Below are 19,357 nucleotides of genomic sequence, written 5' to 3' on the forward strand. Positions count from 1 at the left end.
GAATTCCTCATAAATTTTAAAGAGGATGTCCGTTGGACATCCTCTTCCCGCTTTGCCGTTAGACATCTGGTTTTCTGACCCTGCACATGCAGGTGGGAACCTGGACAGATCTTTCCATCTTCTTTTTACAAAGCATGATGTGCACAAGCTGCCACTACTCAGTTCCCGAGAAAAAAATAGGATCAAAACCATGATAGTCCATACAAACAGAGCAGCATCATAGCTATTATAACACCGGGGTGAAGAAAAATCCTCTAGAAACAACTGGAAAACCAATATGTTTTAGCGATGCACTCTATCTTCTAAATCAGCAAGTCTGTCCAAAATCACAGAGATCGTCATCTCCTGGGTACGCACCCTCTGCCGCAGCTGTTCGACGAGACTGGACATATTCTTGATTTGATGCAGTGTCCCTGGATTCACCGTTCCATCATCCACTAAAGCAAGCGTTCTTGTTCTATTAGCGGGATCTTTTGAATTGGAATTCAATTTATTTAAGTACCTGATCTTGCCGTATCGGGTATTTCTGCCCTGGTTAATTTCAATAACCTTGTCGTCTTCCAGCACTTTCAGCGCTTTTTTCAGGGTAATACTTGCTACTCCTGTTTCACGTTGTATTTCGGAATAGGCAATCTCAAACTGATCTTCTTCATGTTTCTTGGACACCTTCTCGAAAAATTCCAAGAACTTATTGTACGTCTTATCTTTCAGCTTCAATGTTATTCATCCTTCCAAGCAAAAATAAAACAACCAAATAGTTTATTGTATTATATCATAAATTAATGATTATTTTCACTTAAATTGTAAAAATATATTAATTTTTTAAGAATAATATTAAGCCTGCTAAACTATTTCGAAAAATCAATAAATTATTTGTCTGTTAGGTCAGCTTGCTTAAGACCTCTTGCTTCATGGAAAAAGAATGTTTGTCGGAAGGAAACGCTCTGTCTTTGACTTCCTCGCAATATTTTTGAACAGCATCAACGATCAGGGGTTCAATCATTGCGTATTGTTTGACGAAAGTCGGTACAGTCTTGTCTGAAGCGCCAATCATGTCATGAATAACCAGGACCTGGCCGTCGCATTGATTCCCAGCACCGATGCCAATGGTCGGCACGGATATCGACTGTGTGATCTTTGCCGCGAGTAGCGCCGGTATTGCTTCCAGGACCAGCATAAAAACACCGGCTTGAGCCAGCATCCCGGCATCACGCAAAAGTTTGGAAGCGCTGTGTATTTCTGTTCCCTGGACTTTATATCCGCCCAGCAGGCCGGCCGTTTGAGGCGTTAAACCAATGTGCCCGACAACAGGAATCCCGGCTTTGGTCAGAAAGCTGACAATCTCGCGGTATTCCTCCCCGCCCTCGAGTTTAACAGCGTCAGCTCCGCCCTCCTGCATCAGCCTTCCGGCATTGCGCAACGCATCTTCAGGCCTCGCATAGGTCAGATAAGGCATATCCACAATCATGAAAGTATTTGGAGCACCCCGGCGGACAGCTTTGGCATGATGCAGCATATCCTCCATTGTCACTGGAACGGTTGAGTCATATCCTAAGACGACCATCCCAAGCGAATCACCCACAAGGATTACATCGACGCCGGCTTTTTCCATGATTCGTGCCGTTGGAAAATCATAGGCTGTCAGCATCGTGATCTTATTTTCCTGTTCGCTCATCTTTTTAAAATCTGGAATCATTTTTTTCATCGTGATCGCCTTCTCCCTAAACCTTCTTTATTTCAAACTTTGTCTAAGCTTTTAAGTCATAAGTTATATGGGCCAAGCATATGGTGTACAGAAATTGGAGAAAAGGGAGGCTGCCGTATGTCAAAATCGTTTCAGCTGTCGTTAGTTACCAAAGGTATAGCGCTGGCCATCGTCATTTCATTTCTGCTGACCGTTGTTCTGAGTCTGGTCTACTTTTTTACTTCGGTGCAGGAATCTTTCCTTTACTCACTGCTCGCTGCCGGAATTGGAGTACTCATCGCCAGTTTTTACATTGCGTATCAATCCGGAGCAAGAGGACTTCTGTACGGACTGGCTGTCGGAATCGGTTTTTTTGTGGTCACTATATTGATTTATTACATTTTCTATGCGGGTGATCCTTCTTGGAAAATACTGCTCGAGAAAGTCCTGATTAGTCCCATAGCGGGTGCGATCGGTGGGAGTATCGGAGCCGTGATGAAGAAATAACGCGGTCCATGTAGTGCGTTAAACCACTCTCCTGAACTATTCACCCTCCAGAACATGCTGTTGGGTGAAAAAACGGGACAAGTACGGCTGTTTCCCACTATACTGCTGGGTGTATACTCCTTGACTCTTTCCACCTAGGCCCTTGGCCTATCGCCCCCAGCTGGGGGTTTTCTTTTTTTTATCTGGCGAGCGCAAATTTGTTGATCCAGTTGACGATAATACGGTCTCCCTGATTCAGCTCGGTCGTAAAATGAGCTTCACTGCCATTGACCTGCATTTCCAGTTTTCCGCCCGAAATTGAGTTTTCAGCAAGATTGATATACGGAAATAGTTCCGACAAAATGGGCTTGCGCGAAAAACCTTCCACTCTGATTTCCATACCGTCTTCAATAGGCTCATCTTCCTGAATGACCCTTCCTTTGCAGTAGATCTTTGCTTCAAACGGCGGTAAACTGAACGCTTCTCCGTTAACCGTAAAAATCATCGGTTCGGCTTCCAGCGCCAAATCCCTGATCAATATTTTTTTTTCAAGAATATCGATACGGTCGTTGTTATTAATAACACAATCAATGGTTACAGCGTGACCATTGACGATAATCTCCAGATCCGATACCAGTTCCCGGGGCTGGTTGTTGACTTTGATTTTCTTTTTGTTGATTTTATTGATATTAATGCCTTTCATGGCCAGTAAATCATAGAGCGTTTCATTCATTTTTACAAGCAGGCTGCAGCCATCCTCAAGCCAGTCTTCTTCATTTGCCGGTTTATTGTTCAGATAGATGAACGGATTGAATTCCTCTTCCTTGCCATCCCAGATAATCTTCTTCGCTGTGGGCCGGGAAATGACATCTTTGACCTGCGCTTTGGCATCTTCTCCGGAATGACCCGGCCTAAAGGTGACCATGTCACCCTGACTAAGCCTCTGATCCAGCTTGGCCGACTGGCCATTGACTGTAATCACCGCTGGACTTCCCAACTCTCCTTTAATAACCTGAATCTCACCGTTTAGCTTATAGATCAGCGCCGATCCCGGACGTCCAAAAAACGTTTTCGGCTGGATGCCTGCTGCGAGAAGCCCTTCCGCCACTGTAGCAAGCTGCAGTTCAAACAACGGAATATTCGTGTTATTCACATTGACTGCATAATAATGGAGACCTTTATTATCCAGCGCGGAAATTGCAATTCCTATCGGCGTAATGACATCCGAACCAAACAAATCTTCTTCCTGGCCGGAGACCGCGGACAACCTTTCCCTGACTTGAATGCCGATTCTACCCCGGGAAAGATTAATCACCTTTGACAAAATATCTCCCATTAAAGGAGTAAGGCTACCTCCCCCGACCATGATCACAGCCTGGGGCGAACAGCTGTTATTCAGCAGCAGGATTTCTCCGCCGATCCTTTCGGCAATCACCTGAACGGTCGGTTTAATGACATCCAGTATTTCCTGACGTGTGACGGAGGACCTGGCACCGAAGAAATTGACGATGTCAATCAGGCTGTTTGGATTTGGATCGTTCCCGTTCAGCTGTTTTTTAATCCTTTCGCCTTCCTGAAAATCGACCAGATAATTGGAACAGATTGCTTCTGTGACCTCATCGCCGGCCATGGGCACCATTCCATAAGCAAAGAAAGTGCCTTCCTTGGTAAACGCAATATCTGCAGTCCCTGCCCCGATATCCACGAGGGCCAGATTAAGTCTTCTCATATCTCCGGGAATTGCGGCCAGTCCGGCGGCAATCGGTTCCAGCGTCAAACTGGCCATCTCAAGTCCCGCCCTTGCTAAAACTGCAATAAGGCCATCGACAACCGTTCTCGGTAAAAACGAAGAAATAACCGTAATTTCTGCTTTTTTCCCTCTCTGCCCGACCAGCGTTGTAATCTGCTGGTCTTCGAGCAGCTGCTTCACCGTACTGTATCCGACACAGTAGAATAGGATATTATCTGTCTCTTCAGCTGAGATTTTCTTCATGGCCTTTTGGACAGCTTCCATTTCCATGGCCAGGACTTCTTCCTGTTCCCAGTGTGTCGGCAGAACTTCCTCTCTCGTGACCGTCGCTGTTTCGGTACAAAGCGCCCTGCCTGCTGCAGCCACAGCCACTTTTGTCAATTTGCAGTTTAGTTTATGCTCAAGTTCATGCTTTACAAATGACACGGCTTTAGCGACTTCGTTCACATCGTGAACCTGTCCGTCATACATGGCTCTTTGCGTATGTTCGGTTCGCGCACTGGCTATGACTTCATATCCCGATACACTCTTTTGCACCACAAGTCCAATAACGACCCTGGTGCCGATATCAAGGGCAAAAACAGTCTCCACTTCTCTTCCCACCTCGCAAAGTTATATATCGTTAAATAGCCAGCTCGTTAGCCAGCTCATAGAGTTTACGGTTAAACATTTTCTTTTCCTTAAAAGCAAGTTCCAGTGGCCTGTCCACAATCTCATTTTGAAAATGTGAGATCATCACCTCAGATTTTCCCTCCATCAGTGCCTCAATGGCCTTGCCGCCCATCATTGCTCCGAGCAAAGAATCGGCTGCCGAGGGTGCTCCTCCGCGTTGAATGTGGCCGAGAATCGTCACTCGGTTTTCCAATCCGGAATAATTCTTTAAGCCTGAAGCAATTTCACGGATATCCCCTGCTCCTTCAGCACAAATAATAATACTGTGATTTTTTCCTCTCCGATATCCCCGCAGCAGTTTCTCACTAATTTCTTGAAGATCAAAAGGGATTTCGGGCGTCAGGATCGATTCGGCGCCAATCGCGAGTCCTGAGTGGAGGGCAATATCCCCGCAGTTTCTGCCCATGACTTCGACAAGAAAAGTCCGTTCATGGGACGAAGCGGTGTCTCTTAATTTGCTTACAGCCTCGACAACGGTGTTCACCGCCGTATCAAAGCCAATTGTTGAATCTGTTCCGGCAATGTCATTGTCAATCGTACCGGGCACGCCAATGACTTTGATACCCAATTCAGCAAGTTTTTTTGCTCCGCGGTAAGAACCGTCTCCGCCGATGACCACGAGTGCTTCGATTCCTTTGGCCTTTAGCTGGTCCGCGGCCAGACGTTGGCCTTCAGCCGTAAACATTTCTTCACATCTGGCAGTTTTCAGAATCGTTCCGCCGCGATGCACAATATCTGCAACTGAGCCCAGCTCCATTTCTTTTATTTCACCGCGCAGAAGCCCATCATAACCATGGAAAACCCCATATACCCGGAGATCATGGTAAATGCCCTTGCGAACAATCGCCCGTATCGCGGTGTTCATTCCGGGAGCATCCCCTCCGCTGGTTAAAACTGCAACCTTGCTATCCGCGCCCATAAGATCTCTCCTTTTCAGCATTATACAGTTTTTTACATAAAGTTTCAAACAACACCTGTTTTCTCTCCCGTATCTTTTCAGACTGATTTGTCAGACTGCCGGTGTTTTTTCGAAAATAGGATGCAATATCGCGATAGGGGTACTGAAATATCTCATGCAGCAGGAGATACACCATCTGCCTTGCTTCCACAATCTCCCCTTTTTTCGTACTTCCCAGGACTTTGTCTTTTTCCAAACCGCAGTATTCACAAACGATAGAAACGACGAGATTGGCCTGTTCTCCGATGCCGGGAAGGTGAAATAATTTTTCGGACTGAGGTACATGGATTTTCTCCTCCGCAAAGTTTGTCGGCTGAATGTCTTTTTTTAGCTGTTCAGCGATCTTTACAGCCTGCTTCATATTTTTAATACCGGAAAGAAGCGCCGGCTGGCAGGGCCGGATCTCCTGAAACAAATCTCCGGTAAGACGATATGCGATGAAATGCTCGAGCTCCTCGGCTGCCGGGTCCTTTAAATAGAGGAAAAATCCGCTTTTAAGCCTTGATGCAAACCGCTGGTTCAAAAAGTCAAAGTTGGGTGTACTGCCCTGATATGTAATGACCGTCTTTCCGCCTTGAGCCAGAATGGTATCTACTGTATGGAACAGTTCTTCAAGCGTTTTCTTCTTTCCTTGCAGCACATTAATATTATCAAGCAGGAAAAGGTCATTGGAACGCACAGAACGGCGAAAGCTGTTAAGGCTGCCATTTTGGGCCGCAAACGCAAATTTCTTAGAGAATTTATCCGCATCGATCAGGACAATCTTCACCTTTTGCGGTTTCATCTTTTGCAGGATACAATTCAGTAGCTGAGTCTTGCCCAGTCCTTCCTGGCCGGCAATTATCGTAACCGGGGGCGCCTTTTGTACTTCATAATTCTCTATGTATTGAAAAGCTAATTGGTTGAACTGGCTGATAAACACTGTTTAGAATACCCCCTGCGAGAAAACTTACTCACCAATTTTTTATGTTAGTGTCATGGAGGGCCACAGTTCCGCTTTAGGCGGAGCAGGATAGCTACCATAATTCAGCAACGCGGTACCAGGGAAGAATAAGGGTTAAGGAATATATCCCTAACCCTTGCCTAGGTTGACAATTTTAGCCATCTATCATTACACGTGCTCTGGCTAATATATTTCGAGATATCTGTCGATTTCCCATTTATGCACGGCGATGCGGAAGCTGTCATATTCTTCGGTCTTTGCTGCAACAAATCGGGAATAGATGTGCTCGCCAAGGGCATCTTTGATGACTTCATCATTGCTTAATAGCGTTAAAGCCTCTTTGAGATCTCCGGGAAGCGAGTCAATCCCCATCTCTTTTCTTTGCCTGTCATCCATGGCAAAAATATTCAAATCAACGGCTTCGGGCGGGTTAAGTTTCCGTTTGACCCCATCCAGTCCGGCCTTAATCTGGACCGCTAAAGCCAGATAAGGATTGCAGGAAGGATCCGGGCTTCTTAATTCAATACGGGTTGAAGAACCCCTCTTGGCCGGAATACGTATCAACGGACTCCGGTTGCGGCCCGACCAGGCAATATAGCAGGGTGCTTCATAGCCCGGAACGAGCCTTTTATACGAATTGACCGTAGGATTGGTAATCGCTGTGAAAGCCTTGGCATGCTCCATAATGCCGGCAATATAATGATACGCTTCGCTCGAAAGGTTCATCGGTCCTTCCGGATCATAGAAAACGTTTTTGCCATTTTTGAATAAGGACTGGTTGACATGCATTCCAGAACCATTGATCCCAAAGATCGGTTTCGGCATAAATGTCGCATGCAGTCCGTGCCGCTGGGCAATCGTCCGGACGACAAATCTGAAGGTGACCATTTTATCAGCCATTTCCAAGGCATCGGCATATTTGAAGTCAATCTCATGCTGTCCGGGAGCAACTTCATGATGGGAGGCTTCAATTTCAAAATTCATCTGTTCCAGCGCCAGAACCATATCTCTTCTGGCACTCTCCCCTAAATCAACCGGTGTCATGTCAAAATAACCGGCTTTATCATGGGTAATCAGGGTCGGTCTGCCCTCAGTATCGACATGGAACAGGAAAAACTCCAGCTCCGGTCCTATGTAACATTTGAAACCCATTTCTGAGGCTTCTGCCAGTACTTTTTTTAGTGTATTGCGGGGGCAACCGTTGAATGGCGTCCCGTCAGGATTATAGACATCACAGATGAGTCTCGCTACCCCACCTTCAGCAGGCCTCCACGGGAAGACGACAAATGTGTCAGGGTCGGGTCTCAGGTACATGTCCGACTCCTCAATACGCACAAAGCCTTCAATGGAAGAACCGTCAAACATCATTTCTCCGTCCAGGGCTTTCTCAAGTTGTTCTACCGGAATAGAGACATTCTTTAATACTCCGAAAATATCGGTAAACTGAAGTCTCATGAATTTTACGCCCTTTTCATACGCCTCTCGCAAGACATCTTCTTTCGTATAATTCAATTCTCAGCGCTCCCTTCAATTGTTTAAAATTTTTACTCCTACAATACCATGTCAACCATAAATCTTATATTTTAAATTTTATGGTTGACATGGTTCTAAATACTTTTTCAATGCTGGGTGAATATATAACAACTGACGGCTTTCCGTAACCGCAGAAAATCTTTGAATATCTTTCCCGTCAAATTGCTGCGAAAAAAACAGTTTAATCGTCGTCCTTTCGTCGTTTGTCCGCAATTCCACCTTATCAGGATAAAATAAGTAATTATACAGTTCATCGCGCCAGCTAAGCTGTAAATTTCCTGTGGAGATCTTGATAATACCAAATTTTTCCACGAGGATGTCCCCTATTCCGGAGAAACCCTGGGTGATATTCTCAGCTTCCACCGCCATCTGACCGGACTTAAATTTCAGGGACAGGATATGCTCAAGAATAAACCTGGCCGGCAAGGAGATTTCCTCTATCATCATCGCATACGCTTTGATTTCATCCTCCCACTGGCGAATTTTTTCGGCATAGGCCGACTTGATCTCCGTTAAATTTTGGGTTTCTTTTTCTAAAAGACAATAAATCCGTTCAAAGCTTTCAAGCAGAACCTGATCATGATGATTCAAGTGAACATCTCCACCTTATTTTGGCTTATAATCTATTCTAACCTATTCCCAATTTTTTTCACAGTCCTTTTTCGGTATATCAGAAAGTATAATTACATTCTGAAAGTTCTAAGCGATTTTACCGATAAAATCGGGAGGTCTTTTTGTGATATCTGATAGTCTGGGACAAATCCTGAATCAGCAGCTCAATTTCTTTTGTTTCATCCTGCAGCGACCTGGCGTACACCAGCGCGATCCAGCCGCAGCGTAGCGCTTCCATATTTTTGCCTTTCTTCATCAAAAGATTGGCAAGCTTTAACATCGCTTCTCCTTTCGGCAATTCCGGCTCGTCATAAAACCTTTTGCCGAGCAGTTTGTACAGATTCTCCTGAAATAAAGTATCCTCATAGCGGATAAGATATGTTAATTCCTCGCTGATTTCGCCGATCTTGGAGCTGTCACCAAAGAACTGAAAATACTTCAGAGCTTCCAGATACTGTTTTTTCGCCTCCGAGTAGTCCTGTTTCATAATCAACAGGATGGCCAGACTGTAATAGCGCACAGCAAAGCCGAATTCGCTTCCTTGATGGTATTGAATGGACAACTCAAGGCTGCTGATTGCTTCATCCAGCAATTTCAAACATTGAAGAAGATTACTTAACATGAAATAACTTTCACTGACTTCAGGATCACGGCCGTTTTTCAAATACAGCGCGACAACTCTCTGCTGCAAAAGCAGGGCTTCCGGCAACCTGTCTTTTTCAAAGTACAAGAAGGCGATATATTGCAGCGCATTAGCCAGAGAAACTTGTTCGCCTAACCTGGCATAGATCTTCGCGGCATGATAAAATCTTTTCTGCGCCGCAATTCTCTGCGCCTGACTGTAATAGATTTCTCCCAAACAGAGGTTGATCTCTGCCTCCCCACTCAGATAACCATGTTTCCGGCAGAGATTCTCGGCATGCAGAAAATTCTCTTCTGCAGCCTGCCACTCTTTAATTTTTATATAAACCTGGCCCAGATCGGAGTACAAGGCCGCTAAACGCAGGGATGATGCTTCTCCCGGATAGTCCCTGATAGCCTGCTTATATAAATAAATGGCTTTGGCATTCTTCCCCTGGCTGAAATAAACACTCGCCAGTCCGGCCCTGGCTTCAGCAATCCCCTTATTGTTATGCAGCTGTTTGCAGTAGACCAGTGCCCTTCGGAATCCAGCTTCGGCATCATTAAATTTGTTATTTTTCACCTGGACCGTTGCTAGCAAGCGCTGGGAAAAAGCGATAATCACCGGCATTTCCAGCGCTTCAGCCTCGAGAAGGCTTATCTGCAGACTTTTTTCAGCTTCTTCAGTGTTTCCTTCACCCAAGCATTTGATTCCATTTTCCAGATACTTCCTCCATACTTCCAGTGTGGTCTCCATGGTATCCCTCCTGAATTTTCATCAAAATATATGAATTTTCTTCACAATACCTGAATTTTCTTTACAATATATGAGTTGGGGCAACTTCATTTGGTCTATAATATGCTATACTGAATCTAAGGGAGCAAATCGGTGCTATGAATGTTTTTGCTCTTGAAAAAATGAAGTAAATCATCCTGCAGGAGGGATTGTAATGAGCACAAAAAGCCCATCTTCAAAAAATATTCTCTGGATCATCGCCAAAGTCCTGATTTTCATACTCTGCATTTATCTGGCCTACCTGGTATTAAAACCGCTGCTCGGCATCATCCTGAGTATCGGCTTTTGGATTATCAAGGTTGCCGTGGCCATTTTCATTTCTTTATTGGTATTACACCTGCTCCTCAGAATCATTTTCAAGGTCGATCTGCTGGAAATCATTTTTGGGGTTCGCTGGCCAAAATAATGCCACCGCGATACACGGTGGATAATATCGGACATTTAAACTTTAAATATAAAAGGAGGCGTCTTTATCGACACCTTCTTTTATATTTAACATGATTTACGGCTCCCCGGAATAATCATGGTTCTAAGGGGGGATAAACAATGAGCGTCTTTGTGGTGAACAGAAAAAAGCTGGCGGTGGGGACCGTGATCCTGATGCTGATTGCGGTTTTGGCCGTAAACAAAGAACAGGTTGTATCCGTTGTTACCGGAAATTCAAAGCCGATTTACTCCGTCAAGACCGAAACAAAGCAGGTTGCGCTTACTTTTGATATCAGCTGGGGCGAAGAAAATGTGCAGCCGATTTTGGATATCCTAAAAAAAGAAAATATCAAGGCCACTTTCTTTCTTTCATCTCCGTGGGCCGAAACAAAACCGGAGCTAGTCAAGCGCATTGCCGCGGACGGCCACGAAATTGGCTCCCACGGGCGGCGTCATGTTGATTTGAACACCTTGACAGCTGATGCCCTCATGAAAGAACTCGATACTTCCAAAGAAGTCCTGGAACGTTTAAGCGGCCAGAAAATCAACCTGCTGCGCGCTCCGAACGGGGCCTATGACAACCAGGTCATCTCGATCGCAAACGAGAGAGGCTACAAAGTCATCCAATGGAGCGTTGATTCCCTGGATTGGAAAAGACCCGGAGCCGACGCAATCATCAATTATGTGATGAACGGGCGCTCCAAAAATAAAGGAGCCTCCCCCGGCGACATTATCCTTTTCCACGCTTCTGATTCCGCGCCGGATACGCCCGAGGCGCTCCCCACTGTTTTGAAAATGCTCAAAGAGAAGAACTATGAAATTGTGACAGTCGGCAAGATGCTCAGCAATGCCCAGGAGAGCTGTCCACCCGGTTCAAGCCTGTAATGAGCACTTGTATCGCGTTCTCAATTTACTCGCTAAATCTGCCGACATAATCCTCTTTATATTACAAGACTAGTATGTTAGGGCTAGTCTCCTTAATGGATGGCCGGCACCAAGCGGAGCATGGATTGCGCAGCGCGGCTTTTTGTGCCACGGATGGCACAATAGCCGAAAGCGGCCATCCATTAGGGAGACTAACCCGAACAAAACAAACGTTTCTGTGTTGACGGGATTTACAAATCGCTTTACTAATGCCCTTTCCAACTTTGGAACCCTTCGCCGACGACCTCTGAAACATCGCCGATGGCCACAAAAGCATCCGGGTCATATTTGTGGACTATTTCTTTGACCTGGGTCAGTTGTGCTCTATTTACGATACTGTAGACCACTCTCTTTTGAAAGCGCGAATAAGCCCCTTCAGCTTGAAGATACGTTACACCTCTGCCGACGAGATGGATGATATCCTCAGCAATCTCGTCCGGCTTTTCTGTGACGACCATGACGCTCTTGGAATAATCCAACCCGACCTGGACGAGATCTATCACTTTGGTAGCGATAAACATATAAATCATTGCATACATGGCCATTTCCGGGCTAAAGATCAGTGCAGCTCCGATAAAGACAACCGCATCGAGGATTAGGATGATCTGCCCGACACTGAATTGTATTCTTTTATTCAACACGATCGCCAGGATATCGGTGCCGCCTAATGAGCCGCGACAGCGAAAGATGATGCCCATTCCGATACCGGATATAACACCCCCGAAAATAGAGGCCAGCAGCGTATCTGTTGTTATCGGAGCCAAAACATCTGTAAACTTCAGCGCAGCAGATAATGTCCCTACGCCCAGGATACTCCAATATAACAGCTGTCTGCCGACTGACTTGTAGCCGAGAATGAATAACGGAATATTCAGAAGGGCCACCAGAATGCTTATATTCCATTGAAACAGATAATGCAGCAGAATCACAATTCCTGTGACTCCGCCGTCAGCAATCTGGTTGGGCAGGATCAATGTATTAATGCTGACAGCTACAATCACTGCGCCTATAATGATTCCAAAAAATCTTTTGAGAAAATGCCATGGTATTTTTTTCAGATTCATGTTTTACCTCAAATTAATCTGGTCATCCAATTAATCTGGTCATCCAAGCTTTCTCCGACAATTTGCTCTTAGCTCTCTTTAACATTATTCTTGACAAAAAGAATTCTATTTAGTAAAGTAATGAAGCAGTTTTATTGCGCTCGTAGCTCAGGGGATAGAGTGACGGTTTCCGAGGCCGCAGGTCGTTGGTTCGAATCCAACCGGGCGCACCATTAGAAAAAATAGACATTGCAAGTTCTTGCAGTGTTTTTTTAGTATCATATATTTTTCACGGCATTTTATTGTTCTCAAGCATAAAAACAGATAAATCGTTAAACCTACTATATAAAAAGGAGGATTTAACGATGAATATTCTAGAAAAAGCGACCGCCAAAAGCAATTCCATTGTTCAAAATATAATTGATCACGAACCTGTTAATTATATTGAGGCGGGTTTGCAGTATCAGATTGTCTTGATGGGTCGTTTTCAAGCCTCAATTATTACCACCCTGTATAATCATGCTGAAGATCCGGAGCTCAGAGTACTGCTTAAAGATGCACGCGATTCACTGGTAGAAAGAACTGTCAAAATGAGTGAAGATTTTTTACGATCCGAGGATGTCAAGCTGCCAACCATACAGTTTCCCGAACGGTCCCTGGAAGAATACCAGGACATCCCAGACCACTTGCACTTCAGTGATATGGAAATTGCGCTGCTGCTGCTGGAAATGAGCGCTTCCAGCCAAATGGCCTTATTGACAGCCATTAATCAAAGCTATCACCTGGAAATTGGGAATCGTCTCCGCAAGGAGCTGAACATGGGATTTGATTGGGCTTACCGGCTGGAGCAGCTGATGCTCCAAAGAAACTGGCTTCCCAAAATTGCAAAAATCGTTCATTAACAACAACGTAAAATTCATTTTTTAGTATTCCATATACATTTAATATGCCAGCCTCAAAGAGACTGGCATTCCTTATATTTTGTGTCCTTTTCAGAATTTAATAACACTTACTCCGGAAAATATAATTGGAAAGCCGCAATGATGTCTTGCTGAACCAACTCCGGCTCCTTTTCCCCATTGATTTCAACAACCGGTTCCCCATTTTTTTGCCACTGTTTGTACAGCTTCTGGTAATTATCTGCAACGTGCCGCAGCGTCTCACTGTTTTCAAATATTTCAGTCTGGAATCTGCCTGCCGCTATTCTCTTGAGCGATGTTTCCGGGCTTACCTTAATGAAAAGTGTAAGGTCCGGTTTTACCGCATATTGGTTGATTTCTCCAATCCAGGACTCATCATTTTTCATTCCCTGATACGCAAACGAAGACCATATATATCTGTCACAGATCACATAGTTTCCCTGCTCCAGAGCAGGAATGACCAGATTGTTGTTGTGATCAAGCCGGTCGGCAGCAAACAGCAACGCCAGACAGTTGTCATTCACGCCGTTGATCCGGCCTGAAAGTACCTGGCGGATCGTTGTCCCGAGCGGACCCTGGCTTGGTTCTCTGGTTAGAATGGTTTTTACTCCGCGTACTGTTTCAAGATATACCTTCAGACGCTCAATCTGCGTTCCTTTGCCTGATCCATCGATGCCTTCGAGCACAATGAACTTTCCTTTCACCTGCACGATCTTTTCAACTCCTTCAGGATTCATTGTAATCTATTTCAGCGCAAATAAAAAGATGCCTCCTCTCTGAGACATCTTTATACACTGAGTGTTCGTTTGTTCGTTTGTTCGTTTGATCGTTCGTTCGTTCATTTATCCAACCTTACTCATCACCCGAAGCTTATCAGCGAGCAGTGCAATGAATTCAGAATTAGTAGGTTTTTGACGTTCTATGTTCATCGAATATCCGAAGATCCGCTTCAGCGTTTCCATATGTCCGCGTTCCCAGGCCAGCTCAATGGCATGTCTGATGCCTCTTTCCACCCTGCTGGGAGCCGTATTGTATTTCTTAGCAATTGCCGGGTACAGTTCTTTGGTTACCGCCCCGAGTAAAGAAACATCTTCGATTACCATGAGTATTGCATCCCTGATGTATTGATATCCTTTGACATGAGCTGGAATACCGAGTTGGTGCATCATTGTCGTTACTTCTACGTTGATATTGACCCCTCTTCCGACCGACGTAACAGAGGAACAAGTCTGCAGCAGCGGTGGATTTGTGATTTCCAGATCCTGCGTCAGCGTCCTGATGCGTTTTCCCAGAATTTCCAGGTCAAATGGTTTCAGGATAAAATAATCAACCCCCATGACCATGGCCTGATGCGTCAGTGTTTCATGCCCGAAAGCCGTTAATAATATGACTTTGGGTTTCCTGACTGATGTTCTGGCATTGATTCTTTCCAGGACTTCCAAACCATCAAGATTCGGCATAACAAGATCCATAATAACGAGATCCGGGTCATGTTTTTGAATCAAATCCCAAGCTTCAAGTCCATTGTAGGCTACGCCAGCAAGCTCAAAGCTATCATCCTTTGAAATGTAATCCTGAAGGATCTGACATAGATTTCGATTATCCTCTGCTACAATAATCTTTACCTTTTTTGACATCTCTACATTTCCCCGCTTTATCATATTTTTCCCGGTTCGTTTTCCGGTAGTATCATTATAAATCAGCGGAGATGTCGAATTCTTAAAAAATAAGGAACACTTTCTAATTTTGGCATTTATTGCAAAGGCCTGTCCCATCTGCAAAAAGCGATATTTGAGAATTATTTTTTTTCGTTAAAATAAGCCAAATTATTTTTCGTCCTACATATTGTCCCGAACTTCAAGAGAATTTCAGTGTAAATATTAAAGTTTTGTCTTGTTCTGACGAGTTACCGTATCTGCATGATGTTTCAGCTGATGATAATTGCTTCCGTCGGACAACCGTCGGCTGCTTCCTGCGCTGATTCTTCAAGAACCTCCGGGACCTGTTCCTGAAGCGTCACAGCCAATCCGTCATCATCCATTTCAAAAATGTCCGGGCAGATTGCAGGACATGCTCCGCATCCAATACAGGCTTCTTTTTCTACATAGGCAATCATGTTGTTCACCCCAAACTTTTTTTGTCAATCGTCGATTGTATTGTTCCCGAGGTGACTAAAGATATGCAGATTTTCAGATTTTCTATTCGTGACTCATCTCTACGATTTTCAGACCATCGTTTTGTTGTTCTACTATAATGTGGTAAGTAAGTACTTTTCTTTGATCAATGGATGACCCCGTCGTAATTTCAACCAAATAACTATTTTGCGCAGAAGTGTTTTGAATCTCCACGTTTTGAACACTTAAAAATGGATTATCCTGAAACATCTGCTGCAGTATGCTATTCGTAGCTTCAGCCTGTCCTGATGCCAGAGCCGAAGCAAGATCAAATTGCCTGTAATCAAGCTTTTCCCAATAATCTTCAATCACTGCCTTCGGATTTGCATAACTTTGCCCATTGGCTATTGCTGAAACTGCAGTATTCGGATTCTGCCACCAGACAATGACGCCAATAAAAAAAATACTGCAGACAAGTATAAAAAAATAACGGTTCAATAACATAATTTCCCTCCTAGACCTTTTACTATAATATAGGAGGGAAATTGGAAATTCATGACACCCGGTAATTATTTGTTGAAGATTTTTTTCAGAAGATTAAGTACGGACTGAGGCAGCTTGATATAGTACATTTTCATAGGATTTTTCCTCCTTCCAGCACTGCTGTCTTGAGAATAATTTATGCGGCAGCCTGATTTTATACGACGTGGTAATTTTTAACAGCATCTTCAAGCTGTTTGACTAGTTCGATTTCCTCCGCAGTTTTTGCCGTGAAATAAAGTTTTCCTACGATTGACGTCAGCATTTTCAAAACATCTTCAAATGTCAGTTTATCTGTGAGCGCCAATTTTTCACTTGTTTCAATCATGGCAATTCCAAATTGATGTCCGACACCGTCTTTCATCATCTTCGTACAGGATTTTCCCAACAGTTTCATGACAAGTGCAGCTTCCTGCGTATCGAGCTGCCGTACGGCATCAATGGTGGTATAAAATCCCTGGACGATCCTGACGCCAACATTGGACCAATCTACCGGCTGAGCCATTTCCATTCCTCCTCAAAAAATAACCTGTGCCTTACTATATGCACTGGTTAGATGAGGGGTGAAATCAGTTCCTGAATATTCTGCGTCTTTACGCTCTTGAATTGCCGATTACGGGTACCTGAACCGATGAAACCTTTTGGAGGACGCGCTCCGAACTTCCCTGATAGAAAGAAGTAATCGGCAGGGCCTGCAGAAAATATCGGCCATACCTTTTTTTAATAATCCGGTCATCCAGAACAATCACGACGCCTTTATCCTCTCTCGTTCGAATCAAACGTCCAAAGCCCTGCTTGAAGCGGATAATTGCTTCAGGCAAATTTAACGCATAAAACGGATCAAGTCCCTGACTTTCCAACAGGCGGGCCTTCGCTTCCAGAATGGGCGTATCCGGCGGCCAAAACGGCAGTCTGACCATGATAACACAGCGCAGCATGTCCCCGGGAAGATCGATGCCTTCCCAAAAGCTGTTCGTTCCAAGCAGGACACTGCTGTTGTTCTGCATAAACTCCTGCAGAAGGTCTTCCCTGGTGCCGTCAATCCCCTGGGCCAGCACATTCAGGTGCTGGCAGCATTCTTCATTCCCCAACAAGTGGTATACCCGCTGCAAATACCGGTGGGAAGTAAATAATACCAGTGTACCTCCATTCATCTCTTCGGCAATTCTCCCAATAAATGAAGCAGTCTTTTCTGCGAGCCTATCCTCCGGTAGATTTACAGGTAAATCATTGACGACACAGAAAACCATTTGTTTTTCATAATCAAACGGTGAATCCAGCTTCAGGCTGATATAGCGTTCTACTCCGATATCCCTGGTCAAATACGTAAAATCCTCACCGACACTTAAGGTGGCAGAAGTTAAAACCGTGCAATTATTTTTTCTGAATATTTTTTTATTTAATAACGGAGCAACATTGATCAGCGTGTTTTTTAAATAGACTGTGTTGCTTTTTTCGAGATAGGTTACACGTTCTTCCTCACTTTTACTAACGATCTTGCCAAATCCGTCAACGATTTGGGCAATATCACTTTTTATTCTGCTAATCTCATATCTGGTTTCTTCCAACTGCTCACTTTCAAGGGCCAGAAAGGTATTAATTCTATCCAGCACCTCCACAATACCTTTAAACCTGATGATCAGATTTTCCGAGGCCAGCAGGATCATCTGCAGGATATCTTCGCCAACCTTTTCAGGGTCTAAGCGAAAACTCAACTGTCGGCCAAGCACGCTTTGCAGCATGCTGAAAAGTTCTTGGGCCTGATCCGCAGCCGCCCTGCAGCGATCCGGAATCTCTTCAAGATTGCTTTTAAAATAGGTCCAGTTAAAGGCAGGGAAGACCTCTGCCCAAACAGCATGATTTCTTTTCAGATAAGCGAATAGATTGCCTTTCCCACCATAGATATTGTCCGTCAGCCGCAGCATCTGTTCGAGGCAAATTTCAAATCCAAGTTGCTTGAGCGCAGTCTGGTAAATATTATGCGCTTCATCAATGATAAGATTGCTGTATTCCGGCAGAATCTTATAATTCGTTTTGATATCGGCAAGGAGCAAGGAGTGATTAATCACAAGAACATCAGCAGCCTCGGCTCTCTTCCTGGCATTATAAAGGTAACAACGTGAAGTAAAAGAACACTCTCCGGGTTGACAGGCCGGATTATCCGCGCCAAATTTTCGATAAGTCGGAACGAAGCTTTGATTATTCGGCAGTTCTCCAAAATCCCCGGTTTTCGTTTCAGAAGCCCAGGAAAAGAATGCGGCCTGCCGGAGTTGTTCATCATGGGTTGTATAATCCGTAAACAGCGATTCCTGATAAAGGCATTTCAGACATAAATAATTGCTCTTACCCTTAAGCAGTGCTGTTTCAAATGGAAAAGGCAGGATTTTCTGCAGCAGCGGAAGGTCTTTGCTGAAGAGCTGCTCCTGCAAAGTGATGGTGTGGGTCGCAACAATCACCTTCTGCTGATGCCTTTTGGACCACCAGAGTGCCGGAATCAGATATGCAAGCGTTTTCCCTGTTCCTGTACCGGCTTCAATCACAACATCTGTCGCTTCGGTAAACCCTTTTAGGATCTCAGCGGCCATGACGGTTTGAATCTCTCTGTTTTCAAACCCTGGAATATTGCTGGCGAGTAAGCCGTCCTGGCCAAAACACTGCACAGCCCAAGCCGGCGAATCAGGAATTTTAGCCAAATCATCCGAACCGGGGCTAAAAAGATTTTGTACCGTCTCTCCCCGGTAAGGTGCAATACGGATGGGCCTGTCCGGATACGTTCGCACGATTTCCTTTTTCAATTCGATTAGCACAGGCTGACAGGAAAGGCCCTTTGTATATTCTTCCAACTTGCTCAAGAAGCCCAAATCAGCCTTCAACCCCTTTTTCCAGCACTGCAGAAGCAGGTCATGGGTCAGCCGGACCTTTTTTTGGGCCGCAGATATAAACCTGTGATGTTTCTTTATCTTAAGTTTATCGGTTATTTCCTCTAAGCTTTGCTGGCTGACTGTCGGGAAAAACACTGCGGCAAGTTCCTGAACCTCAATCACGTTCTGGTTCAGATTAATTTCAAAATATTTTTTTAAATCTGGCAGGACTTTCTTCTGCTCATAAACAAATATAAGGGCATCATGGGTAAAATCTTCAAGACTTTTTTTATGCTGTTCCATCCTACCTGGGGCTTCGCCTTCGCTCTGGAACGAAAACAACAGATATTTTGGAAATACCCCTTTTCCCAAGCGCAGAGCTGCCAAGTATCCACGTTCTGAGGGAGTTCCCGGACGTATTAGAGATAGGATGACACAAGTCTGATTCAATCAGCCAAGCTCCCTTCAAAAAAA

General features: G+C 44.6%; 19 protein-coding genes, 1 tRNA gene and 1 other RNA gene. 5 read left to right on the forward strand and 16 right to left on the reverse strand.

All coding sequences use genetic code 11. The features are described from left to right. Positions 1–40 precede the first annotated feature (40 nt). The 3 genes from ssrS to panB all read right to left on the reverse strand — a co-directional run bounded on the left by ssrS (position 41) and on the right by panB (position 1,705). Positions 41–221, reverse strand: a non-coding RNA gene (gene ssrS / locus DEHRE_RS14420) — 6S RNA. 61 nt (positions 222–282) lie between these two features. Further along, positions 283–717 carry a hypothetical protein gene (locus DEHRE_RS08130; RefSeq protein ID WP_019225985.1) on the reverse strand — a complete coding sequence of 145 codons (435 nt, stop codon included), beginning with the start codon at positions 715–717 and terminating at the stop codon, positions 283–285. A 163-nt stretch (positions 718–880) separates the two neighbouring features. Next, positions 881–1,705, reverse strand: a complete 825-nt coding sequence (gene panB / locus DEHRE_RS08135) for a 3-methyl-2-oxobutanoate hydroxymethyltransferase (RefSeq protein WP_019225984.1) — start codon at positions 1,703–1,705, stop codon at positions 881–883. Between the two features lie 117 nt (positions 1,706–1,822). Between panB and DEHRE_RS08140 the strand changes: the two genes are divergently transcribed. Further along, positions 1,823–2,191: a TIGR04086 family membrane protein gene (locus DEHRE_RS08140; RefSeq protein ID WP_019225983.1), complete on the forward strand. Its 369-nt coding sequence runs from the start codon at positions 1,823–1,825 to the stop codon at positions 2,189–2,191. Between the two features lie 178 nt (positions 2,192–2,369). Here the strand turns inward: DEHRE_RS08140 and DEHRE_RS08145 are convergent, their stop codons facing one another. From DEHRE_RS08145 to DEHRE_RS08170, 6 genes are all read right to left on the reverse strand, one after another. Then, on the reverse strand, positions 2,370–4,511 hold the full coding sequence (locus DEHRE_RS08145; protein ID WP_019225982.1) for a cell division protein FtsA: 2,142 nt from the start codon (positions 4,509–4,511) through the stop codon (positions 2,370–2,372). 31 nt (positions 4,512–4,542) lie between these two features. Next, the gene (pfkA, locus tag DEHRE_RS08150; protein ID WP_019225981.1) at positions 4,543–5,511 is read right to left on the reverse strand and encodes a 6-phosphofructokinase; all 969 of its coding nucleotides are present in this window, start codon (positions 5,509–5,511) and stop codon (positions 4,543–4,545) included. Beyond that, complete coding sequence (locus DEHRE_RS08155) at positions 5,498–6,472, reverse strand: DnaA ATPase domain-containing protein (RefSeq protein ID WP_019225980.1); 975 nt, start codon at positions 6,470–6,472, stop codon at positions 5,498–5,500. The genes pfkA and DEHRE_RS08155 overlap by 14 nt, the downstream gene beginning before the upstream one ends. Positions 6,473–6,676: 204 nt before the next feature. Continuing rightward, on the reverse strand, positions 6,677–8,005 hold the full coding sequence (glnA, locus tag DEHRE_RS08160) for a type I glutamate--ammonia ligase (RefSeq protein WP_019225979.1): 1,329 nt from the start codon (positions 8,003–8,005) through the stop codon (positions 6,677–6,679). Between the two features lie 78 nt (positions 8,006–8,083). Continuing rightward, the gene (locus DEHRE_RS08165; protein WP_019225978.1) at positions 8,084–8,617 is read right to left on the reverse strand and encodes a hypothetical protein; all 534 of its coding nucleotides are present in this window, start codon (positions 8,615–8,617) and stop codon (positions 8,084–8,086) included. A gap of 118 nt (positions 8,618–8,735) precedes the next feature. Next, the gene (locus DEHRE_RS08170; RefSeq protein WP_019225977.1) at positions 8,736–10,016 is read right to left on the reverse strand and encodes a tetratricopeptide repeat protein; all 1,281 of its coding nucleotides are present in this window, start codon (positions 10,014–10,016) and stop codon (positions 8,736–8,738) included. 193 nt (positions 10,017–10,209) lie between these two features. On the opposite strand from DEHRE_RS08170, the gene DEHRE_RS08175 reads away from it, so the two are divergent. Both DEHRE_RS08175 and pdaB read left to right on the forward strand, forming a co-directional pair. After that, positions 10,210–10,461: a hypothetical protein gene (locus DEHRE_RS08175; protein WP_019225976.1), complete on the forward strand. Its 252-nt coding sequence runs from the start codon at positions 10,210–10,212 to the stop codon at positions 10,459–10,461. Positions 10,462–10,601: 140 nt separating this feature from the next. Next, positions 10,602–11,366: a polysaccharide deacetylase family sporulation protein PdaB gene (pdaB, locus tag DEHRE_RS08180; protein WP_019225975.1), complete on the forward strand. Its 765-nt coding sequence runs from the start codon at positions 10,602–10,604 to the stop codon at positions 11,364–11,366. A gap of 245 nt (positions 11,367–11,611) precedes the next feature. Here pdaB and DEHRE_RS08185 read toward each other — a convergent pair whose 3' ends face one another. Continuing rightward, entirely contained in the window at positions 11,612–12,469 is an 858-nt protein-coding gene (locus DEHRE_RS08185; protein ID WP_019225974.1) for a YitT family protein, read from the reverse strand. A 136-nt stretch (positions 12,470–12,605) separates the two neighbouring features. Here DEHRE_RS08185 and DEHRE_RS08190 point away from each other — a divergent pair. Next, positions 12,606–12,681, forward strand: a tRNA-Arg gene (locus DEHRE_RS08190). A 132-nt stretch (positions 12,682–12,813) separates the two neighbouring features. After that, on the forward strand, positions 12,814–13,350 hold the full coding sequence (locus DEHRE_RS08195; protein WP_019225973.1) for a spore coat protein: 537 nt from the start codon (positions 12,814–12,816) through the stop codon (positions 13,348–13,350). Between the two features lie 107 nt (positions 13,351–13,457). Here the strand turns inward: DEHRE_RS08195 and tmk are convergent, their stop codons facing one another. The 6 genes from tmk to DEHRE_RS08225 all read right to left on the reverse strand — a co-directional run bounded on the left by tmk (position 13,458) and on the right by DEHRE_RS08225 (position 19,333). After that, a complete protein-coding gene (tmk, locus tag DEHRE_RS08200; RefSeq protein WP_019225972.1) occupies positions 13,458–14,105 on the reverse strand; it encodes a dTMP kinase in 648 nt (215 codons plus the stop codon). Between the two features lie 105 nt (positions 14,106–14,210). Continuing rightward, positions 14,211–15,005 carry a sporulation transcription factor Spo0A gene (gene spo0A / locus DEHRE_RS08205; protein WP_025205791.1) on the reverse strand — a complete coding sequence of 265 codons (795 nt, stop codon included), beginning with the start codon at positions 15,003–15,005 and terminating at the stop codon, positions 14,211–14,213. 290 nt (positions 15,006–15,295) lie between these two features. Then, entirely contained in the window at positions 15,296–15,484 is a 189-nt protein-coding gene (locus tag DEHRE_RS08210; RefSeq protein WP_019225970.1) for a ferredoxin, read from the reverse strand. 82 nt (positions 15,485–15,566) lie between these two features. Then, complete coding sequence (locus DEHRE_RS08215) at positions 15,567–15,986, reverse strand: hypothetical protein (protein ID WP_019225969.1); 420 nt, start codon at positions 15,984–15,986, stop codon at positions 15,567–15,569. A gap of 193 nt (positions 15,987–16,179) precedes the next feature. Continuing rightward, positions 16,180–16,527, reverse strand: a complete 348-nt coding sequence (locus DEHRE_RS08220) for a hypothetical protein (protein WP_019225968.1) — start codon at positions 16,525–16,527, stop codon at positions 16,180–16,182. An 88-nt stretch (positions 16,528–16,615) separates the two neighbouring features. Then, the gene (locus tag DEHRE_RS08225; RefSeq protein ID WP_242836913.1) at positions 16,616–19,333 is read right to left on the reverse strand and encodes an ATP-dependent DNA helicase; all 2,718 of its coding nucleotides are present in this window, start codon (positions 19,331–19,333) and stop codon (positions 16,616–16,618) included. Positions 19,334–19,357: the final 24 nt, after the last annotated feature.

Origin of the sequence: Dehalobacter restrictus DSM 9455, assembly GCF_000512895.1 — a bacterium.
Classification (GTDB): domain Bacteria; phylum Bacillota; class Desulfitobacteriia; order Desulfitobacteriales; family Syntrophobotulaceae; genus Dehalobacter; species Dehalobacter restrictus.